Raw genomic sequence first — 16,217 nt, forward strand, 5'->3', positions numbered from 1 at the left:
GGGATTTGTCCCGCCAAAAATCTTGCGCACCGTGAAAGGTTCAGTCCGAGATTCGACGTACCTCGACGTCCCCGCCCGCGCCGGGCAGGTGAGGCCACTCCTCGGCGATGGCGACCGCGGTTTCGAAATCGTCGGCCTCGATCACGACGAAGCCGCCGACGACCTCCTTCGCCTCGCGGTACGGCCCATCAGTGATCTTCCGACCCCCACTCAGGGTCGCAGCGCCGCGCAGGATCGCAGGACCGCGCGGGATCGCAGCGCGGTTCAGGGTCGCAGCACGGCGCGCAACCGGTCGTGCAGCGCCGCCGCGTCCCGCTCGTCGAGTGCCACCGCGGTCCGCGCGGCCAGCCAGGCGGCCCCGACGACACCCGTGGTGGCGGTCAGTACAGGGGCGTCCCAGTGCTGCGCCACCGCCCGGCGGGCCGCGTCCTGGATCGGTCCGGGCGACGCGAGCACGCTGCCACCCAGCACGATCGGAGTGTCCGCGCCGGCGTCACGGACCTGCGCCAAGGTGCCGGTCAACTTGTCGACCGCCCGGGACACGATCTCGCGGGCCATCGGGTCCTCGACTGCCGCAGCCTCGCTGACCAGGGGCGCGAGCGCGGCGATGGCGGTCGGCGGCTGCCGGTACACCTCCGTCACGATGGCCTGGGCGAGCACGGCCAGATCGTCGGGAAGCAGCTGAGCGTCGGGAAGCAGCTGAGCGTCGGGGATGCGCCGGGCGTCGAGCAGCCGCGCGGCCACCAGCCGGACGAGCGGGCCCGGCGGACGCCCCGCGTACAGCGCCCGGACCACCTCCCGCGCCGCGACGCGCCCGAGCCAGACGCCGGATCCCTCGTCACCGAGCAGCCAACCCAGCCCGTCGGCGAGCTGCACCATCGTCCGGTCCTCGATCCGGGCCGCGACCGCGCCGGTACCGGCGATCAGCACCGATCCGGACGGCTCAGCCGTGGCGGACACGTACGCGACGAGGACGTCCCCGACGACGTCCATCGGACAGCACAGCCCGGCCTCCCGCCAGGACCGTTCGAACACCGCCGCGACCCGCGGGTCCGCCAGTCGCCTGCCACCGGCGATCCCCATCACCCCGGCCCGTACGGCACCCGGATCCACCCCGGACAGGGCCGTGGCGACCGCGGTCGCCACGGTCGCCGCGGCCACCTCGGGCGGCTGGGACGTCGGGTTCCCCCCACCGGACCTTCCCTGTCCGACCAGCCGCCCGGCCACGGTCACGACCACGGCCCGCGAGGCCGTACCACCGACGTCCAGGCCGAGTACGAGCGGTTCTTGTGAGGTCATCACGTCCTCGAACGCAGAGCGATCCCGACCGATGCTGATATTGGAGAGAGTAAATGCCCTGCGGTCCGGGTGCTGCCCCGGCGGTACCGTGAGATCGGTGTCGACCGGGCAGCGGTGGCGGAGGAGCGATGACGATCAGCAGCCAGGCGTACGTTGAGGTGATCGCGGATCTGCTCCCCCGGGTGATGCGGGACCAGGCGCCCCAGGTGGCCAGGGCGGCCGACCTGATCACCGGATCGATCCGCAGCGGTGGGGTGCTGCACGCCTTCGGATCCGGCCACTCCGAGGCGCTCGCCATGGAACTCGCCGGCCGCGCCGGTGGGCTGGTGCCGACCAACCGACTCGCGCTGCGCGACATCGTGCTGTTCGGCGGCGAACCAGCGAGCGTGCTCGGCAGCCCCGTACTCGAACGTGACCCTACCGTGGCGGCGCGCATCCTCGCGGTCGCGCCGGTCCGGCCGGGCGACGTGTTCGTCATCGCCTCGAACTCCGGCGTCAACGGTGTGGTCGTCGAGATGGCGCACCTGGTCAAGGAGCGCGGCCACCACCTGATCGCGATCACCTCACTCGACCACACCGGCACGGTGGCCCCCCGCCACCCGTCGGGGAAGCGGCTGTGCGATCTCGCCGACGTCGTCGTCGACAACGGCGCACCGTACGGGGACGCCGTGCTGCCGCTACCCGGTGGCGGCGCCGCCGGCGCGGTTTCGTCGATCACCGCGGCCGCCCTGGCGCAGATGATCGTCGCCGAGGTGATCGGCCGCCTGCTCGACGCGGGCGAGACACCGCCGGTCTACCTGTCCGCGAACATCCCCGGCGGGGATGCCCACAACGACCGTCTCGAAGCACGGTACGCCGGCCGGATCCGCCGTGGCGCCTGACCGCGACGCCCGGCGGCGGGGCCTGGCCGGACCGGCGCGGGGTCCGGCGGGCGCGACCTAGACTGGCGCTATGAGCCGGCCGAACGAGGCCGTCGAGGCGCTGCTGCAGGAGTTCGCCGACCTCCTCGCGATCACCGACGGTGATCCGTACCGGATCCGGGCGTACGAGAACGCCGCCCGTACCATTGCCGGCTACCCCGCGGACGTGTCCCGCCTCGACCTCGATGGCCTGCGGGAGATCCCCAACGTGGGGAGATCCATCGCCGAGAAGATCCTGGAGTACCTCGCCACCGGCCAGGTAGCGACGCTCGAGCAGCTACGTGAGCAGATTCCGGCCGGTGTACGGGAACTGACCACGATCCCGACCCTCGGCCCGAGAAGGGCGATGGCCCTCTACTCCGACCTGGGCATCGCCTCCGTCGCGCAACTGGAGGACGCGATCCAGTCGGGCCTGCTGGAGGAGCAGTACGGCTTCGGTCCCAAGACCGCCACCAACCTGTTGCACGGCATCGAGCTGCTGGCGCAGAGCAAGGGGCGGGTACCGATACACGACGCGATGGAGGTCGCCGAGGAGATCGTCCACGCGCTCTCCGCCGAGCCCGGCTGCCTGACCTGTTCGTACGCCGGTTCACTGCGCCGGATGCGGGAGACGGTCGGCGACGTGGACGTGCTCGCCGCGTCCGCCGATCCGGTACCGCTGATGCACGCGTTCACCCAGCTCCACCTCGTCGCCGAGGTCATCGCGCACGGGCCGACCAAGACCTCGGTACGCACGACGACGGGTCTCCAGGTCGACCTGCGTGTGGTACCGGCACAGTCGTGGGGCGCCGCACTCCAGTACTTCACCGGCGCCAAGGAGCACAACATCCGGATACGTGAGATCGCCGTACACAAAGGACTGAAACTGTCCGAGTACGGGCTGTTCCGCGTCGACGACAACGCCCTCGTCGTATCGGAAACGGAAGAGGAGGTCTACGCGAGACTGGACCTGGCCTGGATCCCACCCACCCTGCGTGAGGACCGCGGCGAGGTCGAAGCCGCCCGTACCGGCACCCTGCCCGACCTGGTCACGGTCGCCGACATCCAGGGTGACCTGCATACGCACACCGACCTCACGGACGGGACGGCGTCGCTCGTGGACATGCTGGCGGCGGCGCAGGCGCACGGCTACCGCTACTTCGCCGTCACCGACCACGCGAAGAACATGCCCATGCAGCGCATGACCGACGAGAAGATGCTCGCCCAGCGCGGCCGGCTGCGCATGCTCGCCGACACGATGGACATGGAGTTGCTGCACGGCACGGAGCTCAACATCGACCCGGACGGCGAGGTCGACTGGGACGGGGAGTTCCTCGCCGGGTTCGACATCCGGATCGCCTCCATCCACTCGCGCTTCGGCCAGCCGCGGAAGGCGGTGACCCGGCGGCTGATCCGGGCCTGCCATCACCCGTACGTGAACATCATCGGGCACCCGACCACCCGGAAGATCAACCAACGGCCACCGGTCAACGCCGACTTCGACGCCGTTTTCGAGGCCGCCGCGCGTACCGGGACCGCCCTCGAGATCAACAGCTCCCCCGACCGGCTCGACCTGCCCGACGACCTGATTCTGCGCGCCAAGCAGTACGGCGTGAAGTTCGCCGTCAACTCCGACGCGCACGCGGTGGAGCATCTCGACCACCTGCGTTACGGGGTGGGAACCGCCCAGCGCGGTTGGCTGACCGCCGATGACGTCATCAACACCTGGCCCCTGGAACGGCTGCGGGATTTCATCGACGGCAAGCGGGAGCGACTCGCACCGGCCGGGGCTGCGGGCCGGATTCCGGCGCGCGCCTCGGGGCACCACCGCCGCTGACCGTCATGCCCCTCGCGAGACACCACCCCGGGGACCGGCAGCAGTCTGCGCGTAACCGGTGGGCAGCCCGAGAACCGCGTAAGCGAGGAGAACCGACGATCAGTGACCGTAGATGGCGCCGCGCGCGGCGCCGTAACCGGCCCGGATCCGGTGACCGGCTTCGACATCGCCGCTCTCCGGAATCCCCTCGGCGGACCTGCCGACGCCCCAGGTAGGCGGCTCCGCTGTCCCGGCGAGCGCCCAGGCCGCCTGGCGGGCCGCACCGAGCGCCACGTACTCGCCGGGATCCGGCACGACCACCGGCGCGCCGAAGACCATCGGCGCGACGGCGCGGACCGCACGGGAGCGGGACGCCCCGCCGATCAGCAGGACCCGGCGTACCTCCACACCGAGCGCGCGCAGCGCCGCCAGACCGTCGGCCAGCCCGCACAGCATGCCCTCCACCGCGGCGCGGGCCAGGTTCGAAGGCGTCATGTTGGTACGCCGCAGGCCGGTCAACGTGCCCGCGGCGTCGGGCAGATTGGGCGTCCGTTCGCCCTCGAGGTACGGCAGCAGCACCAGTCCCCCGGCGCCGGCCGGCGCGTCCAGTGCCAGCCGGTCCAGGTCGGCCAGGTCGGTGCCGAGCATCTGCGCCGTCGCACCCAGCACCCGCGCGGCGTTGAGCGTGCACACCAGCGGCAGGTACGCCCCGGTGGCGTCGGCGAAGCCGGCGACCGTACCGGTCGGGTCGGCGGCCGGTTTGCCGTGCACGGCGAATACCGTGCCGCTGGTACCCAGCGACACGACGACGTCGCCGGGCCGGGCGCCGAGGCCGAGGGCGGCCGCCATGTTGTCGCCGGTACCCGCCGACAGCAGGGCGCCGGAGCGTGTCTCGCCGGCCACCTCCGACGGTCGCAGTACCCGAGGCAGGCGCGGTACCCGGCCGAACGCGCGCGTGAGGATGTCCTCCCGGTATTCACCGCTCGCCGGTGACCAGTAGCCGGTGCCGGACGCGTCGCCGCGGTCGGTGACCGGGGAGGCACCGGGTGCGGCCAGCCGCCAGGTCAGCCAGTCGTGGGGCAGCATGACGTCGGTGACCCGCTCCGCGTGGTGCGGCTCGTGCTCGGCCAGCCAGCGCAGCTTGGTGACGGTGAAGCTGGCGACGGGTACCGAGCCGACGGCGTCGGCCCAGGCGGCCGGTCCGCCGAGGTCACGGACGAGCTCCTCGGCAGCCGCCGCCGAGCGGGTGTCGTTCCACAGCAGGGCCGGTCGGACGACCGTACCAGCGTCGTCCAGCGCGACGAGGCCGTGCTGCTGGGCACCCACCCCGATCGCGGCGACCCCGTCGAGCAGGCCGCCGTCCGAGGACCCGGCGAGCGGGCCGCCGTCCGAGGAACCGGCATCCAACAGGCCGCAACCGCCGGCGCCGGGACCGCCAGCCGCCTGCTCCAGCGCCGACCACCAGGCGTCCGGGTGCACCTCGGTGCCGTCCGGGTGCGGCGCGCTGGCCCGGGCGAGGATCTCCCCGGTCTCGGCGTCACAGACCACGATCTTGGTGGACTGGGTGGACGAGTCGATCCCCGCGACGGTCCTCCTGCCGACCGCACTCCTGCCGACCGACATCCTGGCGACGTTTGTCATGGCGACAGGGTAGGGCGTCACCCGAGCGGCACTCCACCCCCGGCGATCACGTCGCGGTACCAGTACGCGCTGTCCTTGAGCGTGCGCCGCTGGGTGGCGTAGTCGACGTGGACGATGCCGAACCGCTTCGAGTATCCGAACGCCCACTCGAAGTTGTCCAGCAGCGACCACGCGAAGTACCCGCGCAGGTCGACGCCGTCCTGGAGCGCCTGGTGGGCGGCGATCAGGTGCTGGTGCAGGTACGCGACGCGCTCGGGATCGTGCACGTCCCCCGCCGCATCCGGCTCGTCCGGGTAGGCCGCGCCGTTCTCGGTGATGATCAGCGGGATGTCGCCGTAGTCGCGGCGGATGCGCCCCAGCAGCTCCCGCAGCCCGGTCGCGTCGACCGACCAGCCCATGTCGGTCAGCGGGCCCGGAGGCTGGTGGAACCGCACGTCAGCACTGCCCGGCCAGGGGGATGCCGGGTGCGCCGGCAGCGGCTCCCCCGCCGCGCCTTCGTCGACCCGGACCGGACCCGGCGGCTCACCGGCGCCGACCAGCGACGGCTGGTAGTAGTTGACGCCCAGCACGTCGATCGGCGTGGAGATGATCTCCAGGTCGCCGTCACGGACGAAGCCCCAGTCGGTGAGGTGCGCGGTGTCGGCCTGCACGTCGGACGGGTAGCGCCCGCGCAGCACCGGGTCGAAGAAGATCCGGTTGAGCAGGCCGTCGATGCGACGGGCGGCGTCGACGTCGCCGGGCGCGTCGCTGACCGACCGTACCGCGGTGGGGTTGAGCACCAGTCCGACCTGGGCGTCGGCCCGGAGGTTCGCCGCCCGTAGCGCCTGGACGCCGAGCCCGTGTCCGAGCAGGAGGTGGTGGGCGGCGGCCAGCGAGGCCGCCGGGTCGGTGCGGCCCGGCGCGTGCTCGCCGGCGGCGTACCCCAGGAACGCCGAGCACCACGGCTCGTTGAGCGTGGCCCACAGGCCGACCCGGTCGCCGAGCCGGTCGGCGACCAGCCCGGCGTACTCGGCGAACCGGTACGCGGTGTCCCGGTGGGGCCAGCCGCCGGCGTCCTCCAGTTCCTGCGGCAGGTCCCAGTGGTACAGCGTGGCGACCGGCTTGATGCCCGCGGTGAGCAGGTCGTCGACGAGCCGGTCGTAGAACGCCATGCCGGCCGGGTTCACCGGGCCGCTGCCGGCCGGCCGCACCCGCGGCCAGCCGATCGAGAAGCGGTAGGCGTTCAGGCCCAGCGCGCGCATGATGACGATGTCCTCGCCTGACCGGTGGTAGTGGTCGGCCGCCACCGCGCCGGTGTCACCGTGCAGAACCTTGCCGGGGGTGGCCGAGAAGGTGTCCCAGATGGACGCCGTGCGCCCGTCCGCGGTCGCCGCGCCCTCGATCTGGTACGCGGCGGTCGCCGCACCCCACACGAAGCCGGACGGGAACTCCAGCCGGCCGGTCGCCGCCGGGCCGCCCGCCACCTGACCTCCGAACCGGCCTCCGGACCGGTCCACCGACCCGCCCGCTACCGGCGCCTGTGCACTCAACCCTTCACCGCTCCCTGCATGATTCCTCCCAGGATCTGGCGGCCCATCAACGCGAAGACCACCAGGATCGGCAGCGTTGAGATGAGAGCGCCGCTCAAAACGAGAGAATAATCCCGTACGTACCCGCTCTGCAGCGCCGACAGCGACACCTGGACGGTCGGGTTCTGCTGGGTCATCACCACCAGGGGCCAGAAGAAGTCGTTCCAGGTTGCCATGAACGTCAGCAGCCCCAGCACGGCGGCCGCCGGCCGGGCGACCGGTAGCACCACGTGCCAGTACAGCCGCCAGGTCGAACAGCCGTCGAGCCGACCGGCCTCGAGCAGCTCGGTGGGCAGCGCGGTGACCAGGTACTGCCGCATGAAGAACACGCCGAACGCGTTGGCCGCCGCCGGTATGATCAGCGCCTGCAACTGGTTGGACCAGTGCAGCCAGTTCGCCATCATGATGTACAGCGGGATGATGCCCAGCTGGGGCGGCACCATCATGGTCGCCACGACGATGCCGAGCAGCGCCTCGCGGCCGCGGAAGCGGAGCTTGGAGAAGGCGAACCCGGCGAGCGTCGAGGTGAACACCACCGAGGCCGTGACCACGGCCGACACGATGAACGAGTTGGTCAACGCCAGCCGCATGTCGGTACTGGTGAAGACCTTCCCGATGTTCTCCAGCAGGCGCGGGCCAGGGAGCAGGGTCGGGGGTGTCCGGCTGATCGCGCTGTTGTCGTGCGATGCCGCCACCACCGTCCAGTAGAGCGGGAACACCGACACCACCAGGATCACGCCGAGGATCAGGTACGTCCCCCAGCCTGCGGAGAGCTGCCGGTTGGCTCCCCGGCGGCCACGACGCCCGGGATCCCGGCGCCGGGCGGTGCGGCCGGCCGGGACAGCTGCCGCGTTCATCGGCGTGCCGGATATCAGAGTGCCGCTCACGACGCGTCAACCCCTCGCATTCGGCGGGCCACGACCAGGTTGACGACGACGAACAGCGCGATGATGCCGAACATCGCCCACGAGATCGCGGCGCCGTACCCGTACTTGAACTTCTGCCAGAACTGGTCGTAGGAGTAGAGGGCGAGGGTCTGGAACTGGTGCTGCGACCCGCCCGTGGTGGGGGTCTGGCTGGTGTTGAACAGAAGCGGCTCGCCGAACAGCTGGAGCGCACCGATGGTCGACACGATGACCGTGAACAGGATCGTCGGGCGCAGCATCGGCACGGTGATGGTCCAGAACTGCCGCCACCGGCTCGCCCCGTCGAGGGCCGCCGACTCGTACAGTTCGAAGGGCACCGCCTGCATACCCGCGAGGTAGATGAGCGCGTTGTACCCCGTCCAGCGCCAGGTGACGATCACCGAGATCGCGACCCAGGACGAGAAGGTGCCGGCCTGCCAGTCGATACGGTCGACACCGACGAGCCCGAGCAGCCAGTTCACCATGCCGTAGTCACGTCCGAACAGCTGCACGAAGATGATCGTCACGGCGGCTACGGAGGTCACGTTGGGCAGCAGGACGCCCATCCGGACAAACGTGCGGCCGCGCAGCCGGTAGTTGAGCAGGTGCGCGATGCCGAGCGCCAGGAACAGCTGCGGGACGGTCGAGAGCAGGCCGATGCCGATGGTGTTCTTGACCGCGTTCCAGAAGAACGGGTCGTTCCACAGCGTGACGTAGTTGTCGAACCAGACGAACCGGTCCTCGCTGCCCGGAGTGTCGGCCTTCCAGCCGGTCATCGACACGTACCCGGTGTAGAGCAGCGGAAAGAGCCCGAACACCCCGAAGATCAGGAAGAACGGCGCAATGTACAGGTACGGCGAGCCCTTGGTGTCGAGCCGGTGGCGCAGTTCGCGCCGCGCTCTCGGGGCGACGTGCGCCGCACCGGCGCGGGGCTTGGTCATGACGGTCATGACAAGGTCATCCTCGATTTCCCTTTCACCGGGCGGGGTGGTCGAAACGGGCAGGCAGCCCGGGCGGCCAGCCCGGACAGATGGGTAGCCGGGGCGGCACGTGGCCGGACCGGACGGACAGCGGACCCGGCGGATACCGGAACGGGTGGGCCCGCGGCGCCGGCGCGCGGCAGCGACCGGCGCCGCGGGCGTTCACATCCGTACCGGGAAGGGTTCCCGACGGCGCCGGCCAGCTGGTTACCGCCGGGCCGGCCGCGCGTGCCGCGGGGGAGGCTTCCTTGGGCCGGTGCCCTAGGCCAGGTTCTTGACGTCGGCCAACGCCTTCTTCCAGGCCTCGTCCGGGCTGGCCTTGCCCTGCTCGATGGAGGTGAGGGCATTGCCGATCACATTGCCGATCTCGCCCTGGTGCGGGCCGACCACCTGGGGGTTCAGGTTCTTCGCCGACTCAGAGAAGATCTTGCCGGCCGGCGCGTTGCTGAAGAACGGGTTGGTGAACCCGGCGACCTCCGGCTGGCTCCACAGCTCCTGGTCGGACGGGAAGTTGCCCTTGTTGGTGAACAGCCACTTCTCCTGCTCCGGGGCGGTCAGCCACTTCGCCAGCTCGATCGCTTCCCGCTGGTGCTTGCTGGCCCTGGGTACGGTCAGGTAGGAACCGCCCCAGTTGCCGCCGCCGGTACCGGGGATCTTGGCGATGTCCCACTTGCCCGCCGTCTCCGGCGCGTTGTCCTTGATGTACGTCATCATCCAGGAGGGGCAGGTGACCGTGGCGAACTGTCCCTTCTGGAATCCGGTGTTCCACTGCGGGCTGAACGCCGCCAGCCCGGCGGACTGGCCGGCCTGGATCGCCGCGACCGTGGTGTCCCAGGCCTGCTTCACCGCCGGGTTGGTGTCGACGATGATCTTGCCGGACTCGTCGTAGGCGTTCTTGGTGGACTGGTTGACGATCGCGTTGTACAGGTTGCTGCCGGCGTCGAACCACTTGACGTTCGGGCTCTTGGCCTGGAACTGCTTGCCCACCTCGACGTAGGAGTTCCAGTCGGTGAACAGCCCGGACACCGCGTCCCGGTCGCCGGGCAGGCCGGCGGCCTTGAGCAGGTCCGCCCGGTAGCACAGGGCCAGGCCACCGATGTCGGTACCGAGCCCGAACAGCGCCTTGCCGTCGGGGCTGGTCGCCCGCTGCCAGGTCGACTCGACCCACTGGTCCTTCCTGACACCCTGCCCCAGGAAGTCCACGAACTTGGTCGCCTGCGGCCGGAAGCCGGCGACCTGACCGACCTCGATCGCCTCGATGTCGGCGGTACCCGAGCCCGCCAGCAGGTGCGCCTGCAGGTTCTTGTGGTGGGCGTTGAAGTCGGTGACGTTCTCCTTGATCGTGACGTTCGGGTGGCTCTCCTTGTACTTGGCGTACAGCTCCTGGTAGCCGAAGTTGCCGAACAGGTTGACCGTCAGCGTGACGGGGCCGTTGCCGCCGGCCTGGCCGTCCGAACCGTTCCCGCAACCGGTGAGCAGTGGGCCCACCAGCACGGCGGCCCCGGCGGCCAGACCTAACCGGGTAACCAGGGCCGTCCGCCGGATTCTCGGCAAGCGCATGAAGACTCCTCGTATCCGTTCACCAATGGGGTGTGCCCGCCGGGCGGGGAGGCGGTACGGCCATGCGCTCGGCAGGAAGGGTGACGCGCGGTTCCGGTGCGTTGGCGCACCAGGCGTACCGGGTGCGCTGGCACACCAGGGTTGCTGGCTGGCCGGGGGCACCGTCCAGCCAGGGGCACCGACCGGCCAGCGAACCGCCATCGCTGCGAGAGGCTTGTGAGAGCGCTCTCTCAGGTGCAGTAGAGCGTGCATCGGCAAACAATCGATGTCAATACCCGATCAGTCGAAAAGCGGATGGCCACTCGCCGCCATTCCCGTCCTGAAGACCAGAATTCCGGCGGGCTGGCAACCGCCGACGAGGTACCGCCGTCCAGCACTTCGCCTTCTGGACGTACCGGCCCGGCTTAGAGAGCGCTTCCAGGCGTGGTCACGCCGGCGGGGAGTGATCGGTACACTGAGGATCTGCTCACCGACTCCACCGGGGCTGCGCGCGCGGCGGCGGTGGCCACGCCGATCGCGCCGGGACCACCATCGCCGGTCCGACACGGCACGATGGAGGGGGTACCAGCGGACACCGGTCCGCACGAACGGGGAGGACAGCATGAGCCTTGGGGCGCCCGGTCGCGAACGGCCGACCCTGGAGAGCGTCGCCAGCCGGGCCGGCGTGTCACGGGCGACGGCGTCCCGGGTCGTCAACGGCTCCCCCACGGTCGCGCCGCACATCCGTGAAGCGGTCCTGCGCGCCGTCTCCGACCTCGGGTACGTGCCGAACCAGGCCGCCCGCAGCCTGGTCACCCAGCGCACCGACTCGATCGCGCTGGTCCTCACCGAGTCCGCCGGCCGGGTGTTCTCCGACGACCCGTTCTTCCCCACCATCGTCCAGGGCGCCAGCCAGGTGCTCGACGAGGCCGGCAAGCAACTGGTGCTGATGATGGTCAACTCCGGCCCCAGTCACGACCGGGTCGAGCAGTACGCGGTCGGCGGCCACGTCGACGGCGTCATGGTCGCCTCCATGCACGGCGCCGATCCCCTGCCGGGCACCCTTACCCGCAAGGGCATCCCCGTGGTCGTCAACGGCCGACCCCTGGGCCCGACCACGGTGCCCTACGTGGATGTCGCGAACGAGGAAGGTGCCCGGCTGGCCGTGCGCCACCTCCTCGACTCCGGCCGGCGCCGCATCGCCACCATCGCCGGCCCGCAGGACATGGTGGGCGGGGTAGACCGGCTGAACGGGTACCGGGCCGAACTGCGCGACTCCGACCGTCGCTCGATCATCGCCATCGGTGACTTCACCCGGCAGTCGGGCATCACGGCGATGCGCCAGCTTCTCGCCGACGACCCGGCCCTCGACGCGGTGTTCGTCGCGTCCGACCTGATGGCCGAGGGCGCCCTGCGGGCACTGCGCCAGGCCGGCCGCCGGGTACCGGACGACGTCGCGGTGATCGGCTTCGACGACAACGAGATCGCCCGGTACACCGAACCGCCGCTGACCACCATCCGCCAGCCCATCATCGACCTCGGGCGAACGATGGCGCGCCAGTTGCTCCGGCTCGCCGCCGGGGAGACGATCGAGCCAGCCACGGTGCTGCCGACCGAACTGGTCGTTCGCGAGTCGACCTGACCGCTCGACGCCCCACGCCGGCCGGGAACGGTTCGCCCGCCACCGGACCGTCGGGGTACCGAACACGTTCCCACCCTCGGTCACGGACGCCGGCCTGCCCGGTGACCGGCCCGGGGCGAGCCCTGGGCCGGCGTTCTCGACGCGCCGCGCGGCCGCTGCCGCCGCCCCCGGGACACGGTGGTGGACCACGAGTCTTCGGAGCACCCGCGGATCCCGACAACGCTGCGGATCCTGACGAGCATGGAGGTCGACCTCACGTGAGCCAGCCCACCGACCGCTTCGCCGCATTCCGGCAACTCCACCACGCCGACCGGCCGCTGCTGCTGCCGAACGCGTGGGACTACGCCTCCGCCGCCGCTCTGGTCCGCGAGGGGCACCCCGCCATCGGGACCACCAGCCTGGGTGTGGCGGCGGCAGCCGGCAAGGCCGACGCGACCGCCGCCACCCGCGATGAGACCCTGGCGCTCGCCCGCCACCTCGGTCGCCTGCCAAGCCTGCTCACGGTGGACGTGGAGGCGGGCTTCAGCGACGACCCGCAGGCCGTGGCGGACCTCGCCGCCGAACTCGTCCGGTGCGGTGCCGTCGGCGTCAACCTCGAGGACGGCCGGCCCGACGGTACCCTCACCGATCCGACCCGGCACGCCGAGAAGATCGCCGCGGTCAAGGCGCGGGTACCGGATCTGTTCGTCAACGCCCGGACCGACACGTTCTGGCTCGCCGGCAGCGCCGACGCGCCGGCGATCAACGAGACGGTCCGCCGGGCGGCGACCTACGTCGAGGCCGGCGCCGACGGCGTCTTCGTTCCCGGAGCGATGGACCTCGGCACGATCAGGTTCCTGGCCGGGGAGATCGGCGCCCCGCTCAACGTGCTCTACGTGCCCGGCCGGCACACCCTGGCCGACCTTGCCGGGGTCGGCGTGGCCCGGGTGAGCACCGGTTCCCTGCTGTTCCGGGCGGCGCTCGGCGCGGCCGTCCGGGCCGCTGCCGCGATCCGTCACGGCGAAGCATGGGACGACCCGCACACGCCCGGCTACGCCGAGGTGCAGGCACTGGTCCAGCCGCAGGCCGAGACCCAGCCGCAGGCGTCGGTCAGGTGAGGGGCACCGGTCAGCCGAGAGGGGGGAACACCGGCGGCCGGCGCTGCACGAACGCGGCCAGGCCCTCTGGTACATCGGGCGCGTACCGGGACCGGCGCTCCCACGGCGCGATCGCGGCCTGCGGATCGCCACCGGCCACCACCGCGTCCACGACGGCCTTGACCGCGCCGAGGGTCTGCGGCGAGCGCCCGGCGATGGTCCGCGCGAACGCCAGCGCCCGGTCCTCCAACTGCCCGTCCGGTACCACCTCGTCGACCAGCCCGAACTCCGCAGCCTGCGCCGCGGTCACCAGGTCGGCCGAGAACAGCAGGTACTTGGCCCGGGCCGGCCCGAGCAGCCGCACCAGCCGGGTGGTCGGAACGGCCGGATAGACCACTCCGAGCTTCGCCGGTGTGATCCCGAGGCGGGCGCCGGAGCCGGCGAGTCGGAGGTCGCAGGCGACCGCAAGCTGGCATCCGCCGCCCACGCACGATCCCGAGATCGCGGCGATCGTCGGCCGGGGGAACGCGGCGAGGGCCTCCTCGGCCGCGACGTTGGTCGCGTGGTACGCGTCCGCCCGGTCCGGGTCGCCGTACACCTCCGACAGCTCGGCGATGTCGGCCCCCGCCGAGAAGGTGTCGCCGACGCCGGAGAGCAGCAGTACCCGTACCCGCGGATCGTCGGCCAGTCCGGCGAGTAGCGCCGGCAGTGCCCGCCACATGGCGAGGGTGAGCGCGTTGCGCTTGGCCGGGCGGTCGATCAGCAGCACGGCCACACCGTCGTCGCCGACGGCCACCCGGAACCCGTCGACGGCCGGCTCGACCGCGCTCCGGCCGTCGCTGAAGGAGGTACTGATCATCGCGACAGCGTACGAAATACCGCGGCGTACGAAATACCGCGGCCCGCCCCGCCGTCGTGGCCGGATCCTGCTCGGGTGACGAACCCGTACCGGCCACTGGCCGATCTTCGATTCACCACGCCTGACCTGGTGCTGCGTCCGATGGTGGAGACCGACATCCTGGTACTGGCCGACCGGCTGCCGCCGGACGTCGCGCTCGACCCGACACTGCCGGCGCGCCGGTCACACCATCGGTACCGTGTAGGCATGAGCCACACCTACCGGGTCACCGAGATCGTCGGTACCGCGCCCGAAGGCGTGGATGCCGCGATCCGCAACGGGCTGGCACGCGCCGCGCAGACGCTGCGGCACCTGGACTGGTTCGAAGTCGTGGGAATCCGTGGCCACCTCGACGACGGTCGGATCGGCCATGTCCAGGTCACCATGAAGGTCGGCTTCCGGCTCGAGGACCCGCACGAGGCGCGGCAGTCGCCGCCTTAGCGGGAGTCGCCGGAACGGCACCGACGGGCCGGCCGCGGGCCGGGTTCGCGGCTGGTATCAGGTTCGGTGGTATCAGGTTCGGCCTCGGGTCAGGGTACGACCGTGGAGAGCTCCTTCGGCATGCTGGCGCGGACGTCCTTCCACTCGCCCTCGGTGCCGTACAGCTTGAGCGCGCGGAGCACCGTCGCGACCAGCTCCTGCGTCCCCCCGCGGACCTCGTACGGGAACTCCCGCCGGACCCGTTCGAGGAACTCGTCCCGGCTGAGCTTGACGGGTACGTCGCTGGGATTCCAGCCCTCGTAGTACAGGCCCCGAACCAACATGGGTAGCTGCGCCGACAGCTGCGCCGACTCCTCGACGGTCAGCCGGTCCCGCAGCGCGTGCATGACCCCACGCAGCGCCGCGTACGACTGGTTACGGCGCTCCTTCGGCCATCCGTACTCCTGCTCGATTTCCTTGAGGAGCCGGTTGGTCTTGTCGACCGTGGTGTCGAACGCGTGGTACCCGGTAGTGCCGGCCATCTCGCTCGTCCCTTCTGTGTTGCCTTCCGTGCTGGTGTTACCGACGGTGGCGACCTACCGGGGGGCGTCCGGCATCCCGCGCAGATGGGCCGCCGCCACCTCGATGTCGGTGTACTTGTACTGACCGGCCCGGGACTCCGCGGCGAACACCCCGCACCGGTGGACTCGCTCGAAGTCGCCGTACGGGAACGTGTACCGGTCCTTGCTGTCCTCGGGCTCCTCGTCGTCCGCCCCGGGAAACCACCTCCGGTACTCGCCGAATCCGTGCCGCTCGATGAACTCGTTCTCCTGCCGGGCTGACGGGCGGTGTCCGCCCCAGGCATCCCGATCGTCGGGGTGACGTACCGGCTGACGTGTCCGCCCCGGTTGCCCGAAAGCGCGCGTCCGCTGCCAGAGTGCGCACGGCGGCGCACTACCCGCGGCCAGGTGTTTCATGCGCGACACGAACCACGGTCACGATCAGGGCAGCCACGATCGGGGGGGGGCGCGGCGCAGGGTCAGCCACCGCGGCTCGGGCAGCAGGGGCGATCAGAGGAGCCGCGGTCAGAGGAGCCGGTGGAGACCCCGCCCCGCAAGACCCTCGGCGGCACAGTGAGATCCAGCGGCTGGCCTGCCGTACCTCGACGGCTTGGCCGGTCAAGACGATCAAGGTACGAGGGCCTGTCGACCGTGTGCCGTCGACGGTGATGTGACCATGGCTGACCGTCTGGCGGCCCGGTGGACGGTACGGGCGAACCCGCAACTGGCGCTCGCGGACGTCGTACTGGTGGCGCAGCCGCTGCTTCGCCACCAGCCGCAAGCGGCGGGCGGGGGTTGCGTCGTGCCGCCCGTGCGCTCCGGGCGGGTACGGGCGGCGTTCGACGGATCGGATCGACCTGGGGCGAACAGAATGCCGAATGCCCGATATACACACTTTTGGTCGACTTGCCATCGCTGTCGGCCGCCCGTCCCACCCGCGGTTTCACCCGCACCGACGCAGGTTACGAGCACCC

At 71.0% G+C, this 16,217-nt stretch carries 16 protein-coding genes; 5 read left to right on the forward strand and 11 right to left on the reverse strand.

Features of this window, described 5'->3' with window-relative positions; translation table 11 throughout:
- Positions 1-40 precede the first annotated feature (40 nt).
- Both ACNTMW_RS04600 and ACNTMW_RS04605 read right to left on the reverse strand, forming a co-directional pair.
- Positions 41-352 carry a YciI family protein gene (locus ACNTMW_RS04600; protein ID WP_426632150.1) on the reverse strand — a complete coding sequence of 104 codons (312 nt, stop codon included), beginning with the start codon at positions 350-352 and terminating at the stop codon, positions 41-43.
- Positions 265-1,299, reverse strand: a complete 1,035-nt coding sequence (locus ACNTMW_RS04605) for an N-acetylglucosamine kinase (protein ID WP_426632070.1) — start codon at positions 1,297-1,299, stop codon at positions 265-267. Before ACNTMW_RS04605 ends, ACNTMW_RS04600 begins: the two co-directional genes overlap by 88 nt.
- A 128-nt stretch (positions 1,300-1,427) precedes the next feature.
- Between ACNTMW_RS04605 and ACNTMW_RS04610 the strand changes: the two genes are divergently transcribed.
- Both ACNTMW_RS04610 and polX read left to right on the forward strand, forming a co-directional pair.
- The gene (locus ACNTMW_RS04610) at positions 1,428-2,180 is read left to right on the forward strand and encodes a sugar isomerase domain-containing protein (protein WP_426632071.1); all 753 of its coding nucleotides are present in this window, start codon (positions 1,428-1,430) and stop codon (positions 2,178-2,180) included.
- Between the two features lie 70 nt (positions 2,181-2,250).
- Positions 2,251-4,035, forward strand: a complete 1,785-nt coding sequence (gene polX, locus ACNTMW_RS04615) for a DNA polymerase/3'-5' exonuclease PolX (RefSeq protein ID WP_426632072.1) — start codon at positions 2,251-2,253, stop codon at positions 4,033-4,035.
- A 99-nt stretch (positions 4,036-4,134) separates the two neighbouring features.
- Here polX and ACNTMW_RS04620 read toward each other — a convergent pair whose 3' ends face one another.
- The 5 genes from ACNTMW_RS04620 to ACNTMW_RS04640 form a co-directional block, all read right to left on the reverse strand.
- Positions 4,135-5,655 (reverse strand): xylulokinase, encoded by a 1,521-nt coding sequence (locus ACNTMW_RS04620; RefSeq protein ID WP_426632073.1) that lies wholly within the window; start codon positions 5,653-5,655, stop codon positions 4,135-4,137.
- A gap of 17 nt (positions 5,656-5,672) precedes the next feature.
- Complete coding sequence (locus ACNTMW_RS04625) at positions 5,673-7,118, reverse strand: glycoside hydrolase family 1 protein (protein ID WP_426632074.1); 1,446 nt, start codon at positions 7,116-7,118, stop codon at positions 5,673-5,675.
- 62 nt (positions 7,119-7,180) lie between these two features.
- On the reverse strand, positions 7,181-8,110 hold the full coding sequence (locus ACNTMW_RS04630) for a carbohydrate ABC transporter permease (protein WP_426632075.1): 930 nt from the start codon (positions 8,108-8,110) through the stop codon (positions 7,181-7,183).
- Positions 8,107-9,078, reverse strand: coding sequence for a carbohydrate ABC transporter permease (locus tag ACNTMW_RS04635; RefSeq protein WP_426632076.1), 972 nt, complete (start codon positions 9,076-9,078; stop codon positions 8,107-8,109). The genes ACNTMW_RS04630 and ACNTMW_RS04635 overlap by 4 nt, the downstream gene beginning before the upstream one ends.
- Before the next feature lie 291 nt (positions 9,079-9,369).
- Positions 9,370-10,668 (reverse strand): ABC transporter substrate-binding protein, encoded by a 1,299-nt coding sequence (locus tag ACNTMW_RS04640; RefSeq protein WP_426632077.1) that lies wholly within the window; start codon positions 10,666-10,668, stop codon positions 9,370-9,372.
- 601 nt (positions 10,669-11,269) lie between these two features.
- On the opposite strand from ACNTMW_RS04640, the gene ACNTMW_RS04645 reads away from it, so the two are divergent.
- Together ACNTMW_RS04645 and ACNTMW_RS04650 are read left to right on the forward strand one after the other, a co-directional pair.
- Entirely contained in the window at positions 11,270-12,289 is a 1,020-nt protein-coding gene (locus tag ACNTMW_RS04645; protein ID WP_426632078.1) for a LacI family DNA-binding transcriptional regulator, read from the forward strand.
- A 257-nt stretch (positions 12,290-12,546) separates the two neighbouring features.
- Positions 12,547-13,386, forward strand: coding sequence for an isocitrate lyase/PEP mutase family protein (locus tag ACNTMW_RS04650; protein WP_426632079.1), 840 nt, complete (start codon positions 12,547-12,549; stop codon positions 13,384-13,386).
- Between the two features lie 10 nt (positions 13,387-13,396).
- On the opposite strand, the gene ACNTMW_RS04655 is transcribed toward ACNTMW_RS04650, so the two are convergent.
- Positions 13,397-14,224, reverse strand: a complete 828-nt coding sequence (locus ACNTMW_RS04655; RefSeq protein WP_426632080.1) for an enoyl-CoA hydratase/isomerase family protein — start codon at positions 14,222-14,224, stop codon at positions 13,397-13,399.
- Between the two features lie 75 nt (positions 14,225-14,299).
- Here ACNTMW_RS04655 and ACNTMW_RS04660 point away from each other — a divergent pair, with 75 nt between their 5' ends.
- Positions 14,300-14,704, forward strand: a complete 405-nt coding sequence (locus tag ACNTMW_RS04660) for a dodecin (RefSeq protein WP_426632081.1) — start codon at positions 14,300-14,302, stop codon at positions 14,702-14,704.
- A gap of 89 nt (positions 14,705-14,793) precedes the next feature.
- On the opposite strand, the gene ACNTMW_RS04665 is transcribed toward ACNTMW_RS04660, so the two are convergent.
- The 3 genes from ACNTMW_RS04665 to ACNTMW_RS04675 are packed head-to-tail and all read right to left on the reverse strand — an operon-like array spanning position 14,794 to position 16,156.
- Complete coding sequence (locus ACNTMW_RS04665) at positions 14,794-15,225, reverse strand: DUF2267 domain-containing protein (RefSeq protein WP_426632082.1); 432 nt, start codon at positions 15,223-15,225, stop codon at positions 14,794-14,796.
- Between the two features lie 54 nt (positions 15,226-15,279).
- Entirely contained in the window at positions 15,280-15,660 is a 381-nt protein-coding gene (locus ACNTMW_RS04670) for a hypothetical protein (RefSeq protein WP_426632083.1), read from the reverse strand.
- Entirely contained in the window at positions 15,638-16,156 is a 519-nt protein-coding gene (locus ACNTMW_RS04675) for a ribosomal protein uS4 family protein (protein ID WP_426632084.1), read from the reverse strand. Before ACNTMW_RS04675 ends, ACNTMW_RS04670 begins: the two co-directional genes overlap by 23 nt.
- Between the last annotated feature and the right edge of the window lie 61 nt (positions 16,157-16,217).

Origin of the sequence: Planosporangium spinosum (assembly GCF_049999945.1) — a bacterium.
GTDB lineage: Bacteria > Actinomycetota > Actinomycetes > Mycobacteriales > Micromonosporaceae > Planosporangium > Planosporangium spinosum.

Excerpts from the sequence above, each read along its gene's own strand:
- ACNTMW_RS04645 (WP_426632078.1), top strand. The coding sequence starts at position 11,270 with ATGAGCCTTGGGGCGCCCGGTCGCGAACGGCCGACCCTGGAGAGCGTC.
- ACNTMW_RS04640 (WP_426632077.1), bottom strand. The coding sequence starts at position 10,668 with ATGCGCTTGCCGAGAATCCGGCGGACGGCCCTGGTTACCCGGTTAGGT.
- ACNTMW_RS04670 (WP_426632083.1), bottom strand. The coding sequence starts at position 15,660 with ATGAAACACCTGGCCGCGGGTAGTGCGCCGCCGTGCGCACTCTGGCAG.
- ACNTMW_RS04610 (WP_426632071.1), top strand. The coding sequence starts at position 1,428 with ATGACGATCAGCAGCCAGGCGTACGTTGAGGTGATCGCGGATCTGCTC.
- ACNTMW_RS04620 (WP_426632073.1), bottom strand. The coding sequence starts at position 5,655 with ATGACAAACGTCGCCAGGATGTCGGTCGGCAGGAGTGCGGTCGGCAGG.
- ACNTMW_RS04675 (WP_426632084.1), bottom strand. The coding sequence starts at position 16,156 with ATGGCAAGTCGACCAAAAGTGTGTATATCGGGCATTCGGCATTCTGTT.
- ACNTMW_RS04635 (WP_426632076.1), bottom strand. The coding sequence starts at position 9,078 with ATGACCGTCATGACCAAGCCCCGCGCCGGTGCGGCGCACGTCGCCCCG.
- polX (WP_426632072.1), top strand. The coding sequence starts at position 2,251 with ATGAGCCGGCCGAACGAGGCCGTCGAGGCGCTGCTGCAGGAGTTCGCC.
- ACNTMW_RS04605 (WP_426632070.1), bottom strand. The coding sequence starts at position 1,299 with ATGACCTCACAAGAACCGCTCGTACTCGGCCTGGACGTCGGTGGTACG.
- ACNTMW_RS04665 (WP_426632082.1), bottom strand. The coding sequence starts at position 15,225 with ATGGCCGGCACTACCGGGTACCACGCGTTCGACACCACGGTCGACAAG.
- ACNTMW_RS04655 (WP_426632080.1), bottom strand. The coding sequence starts at position 14,224 with ATGATCAGTACCTCCTTCAGCGACGGCCGGAGCGCGGTCGAGCCGGCC.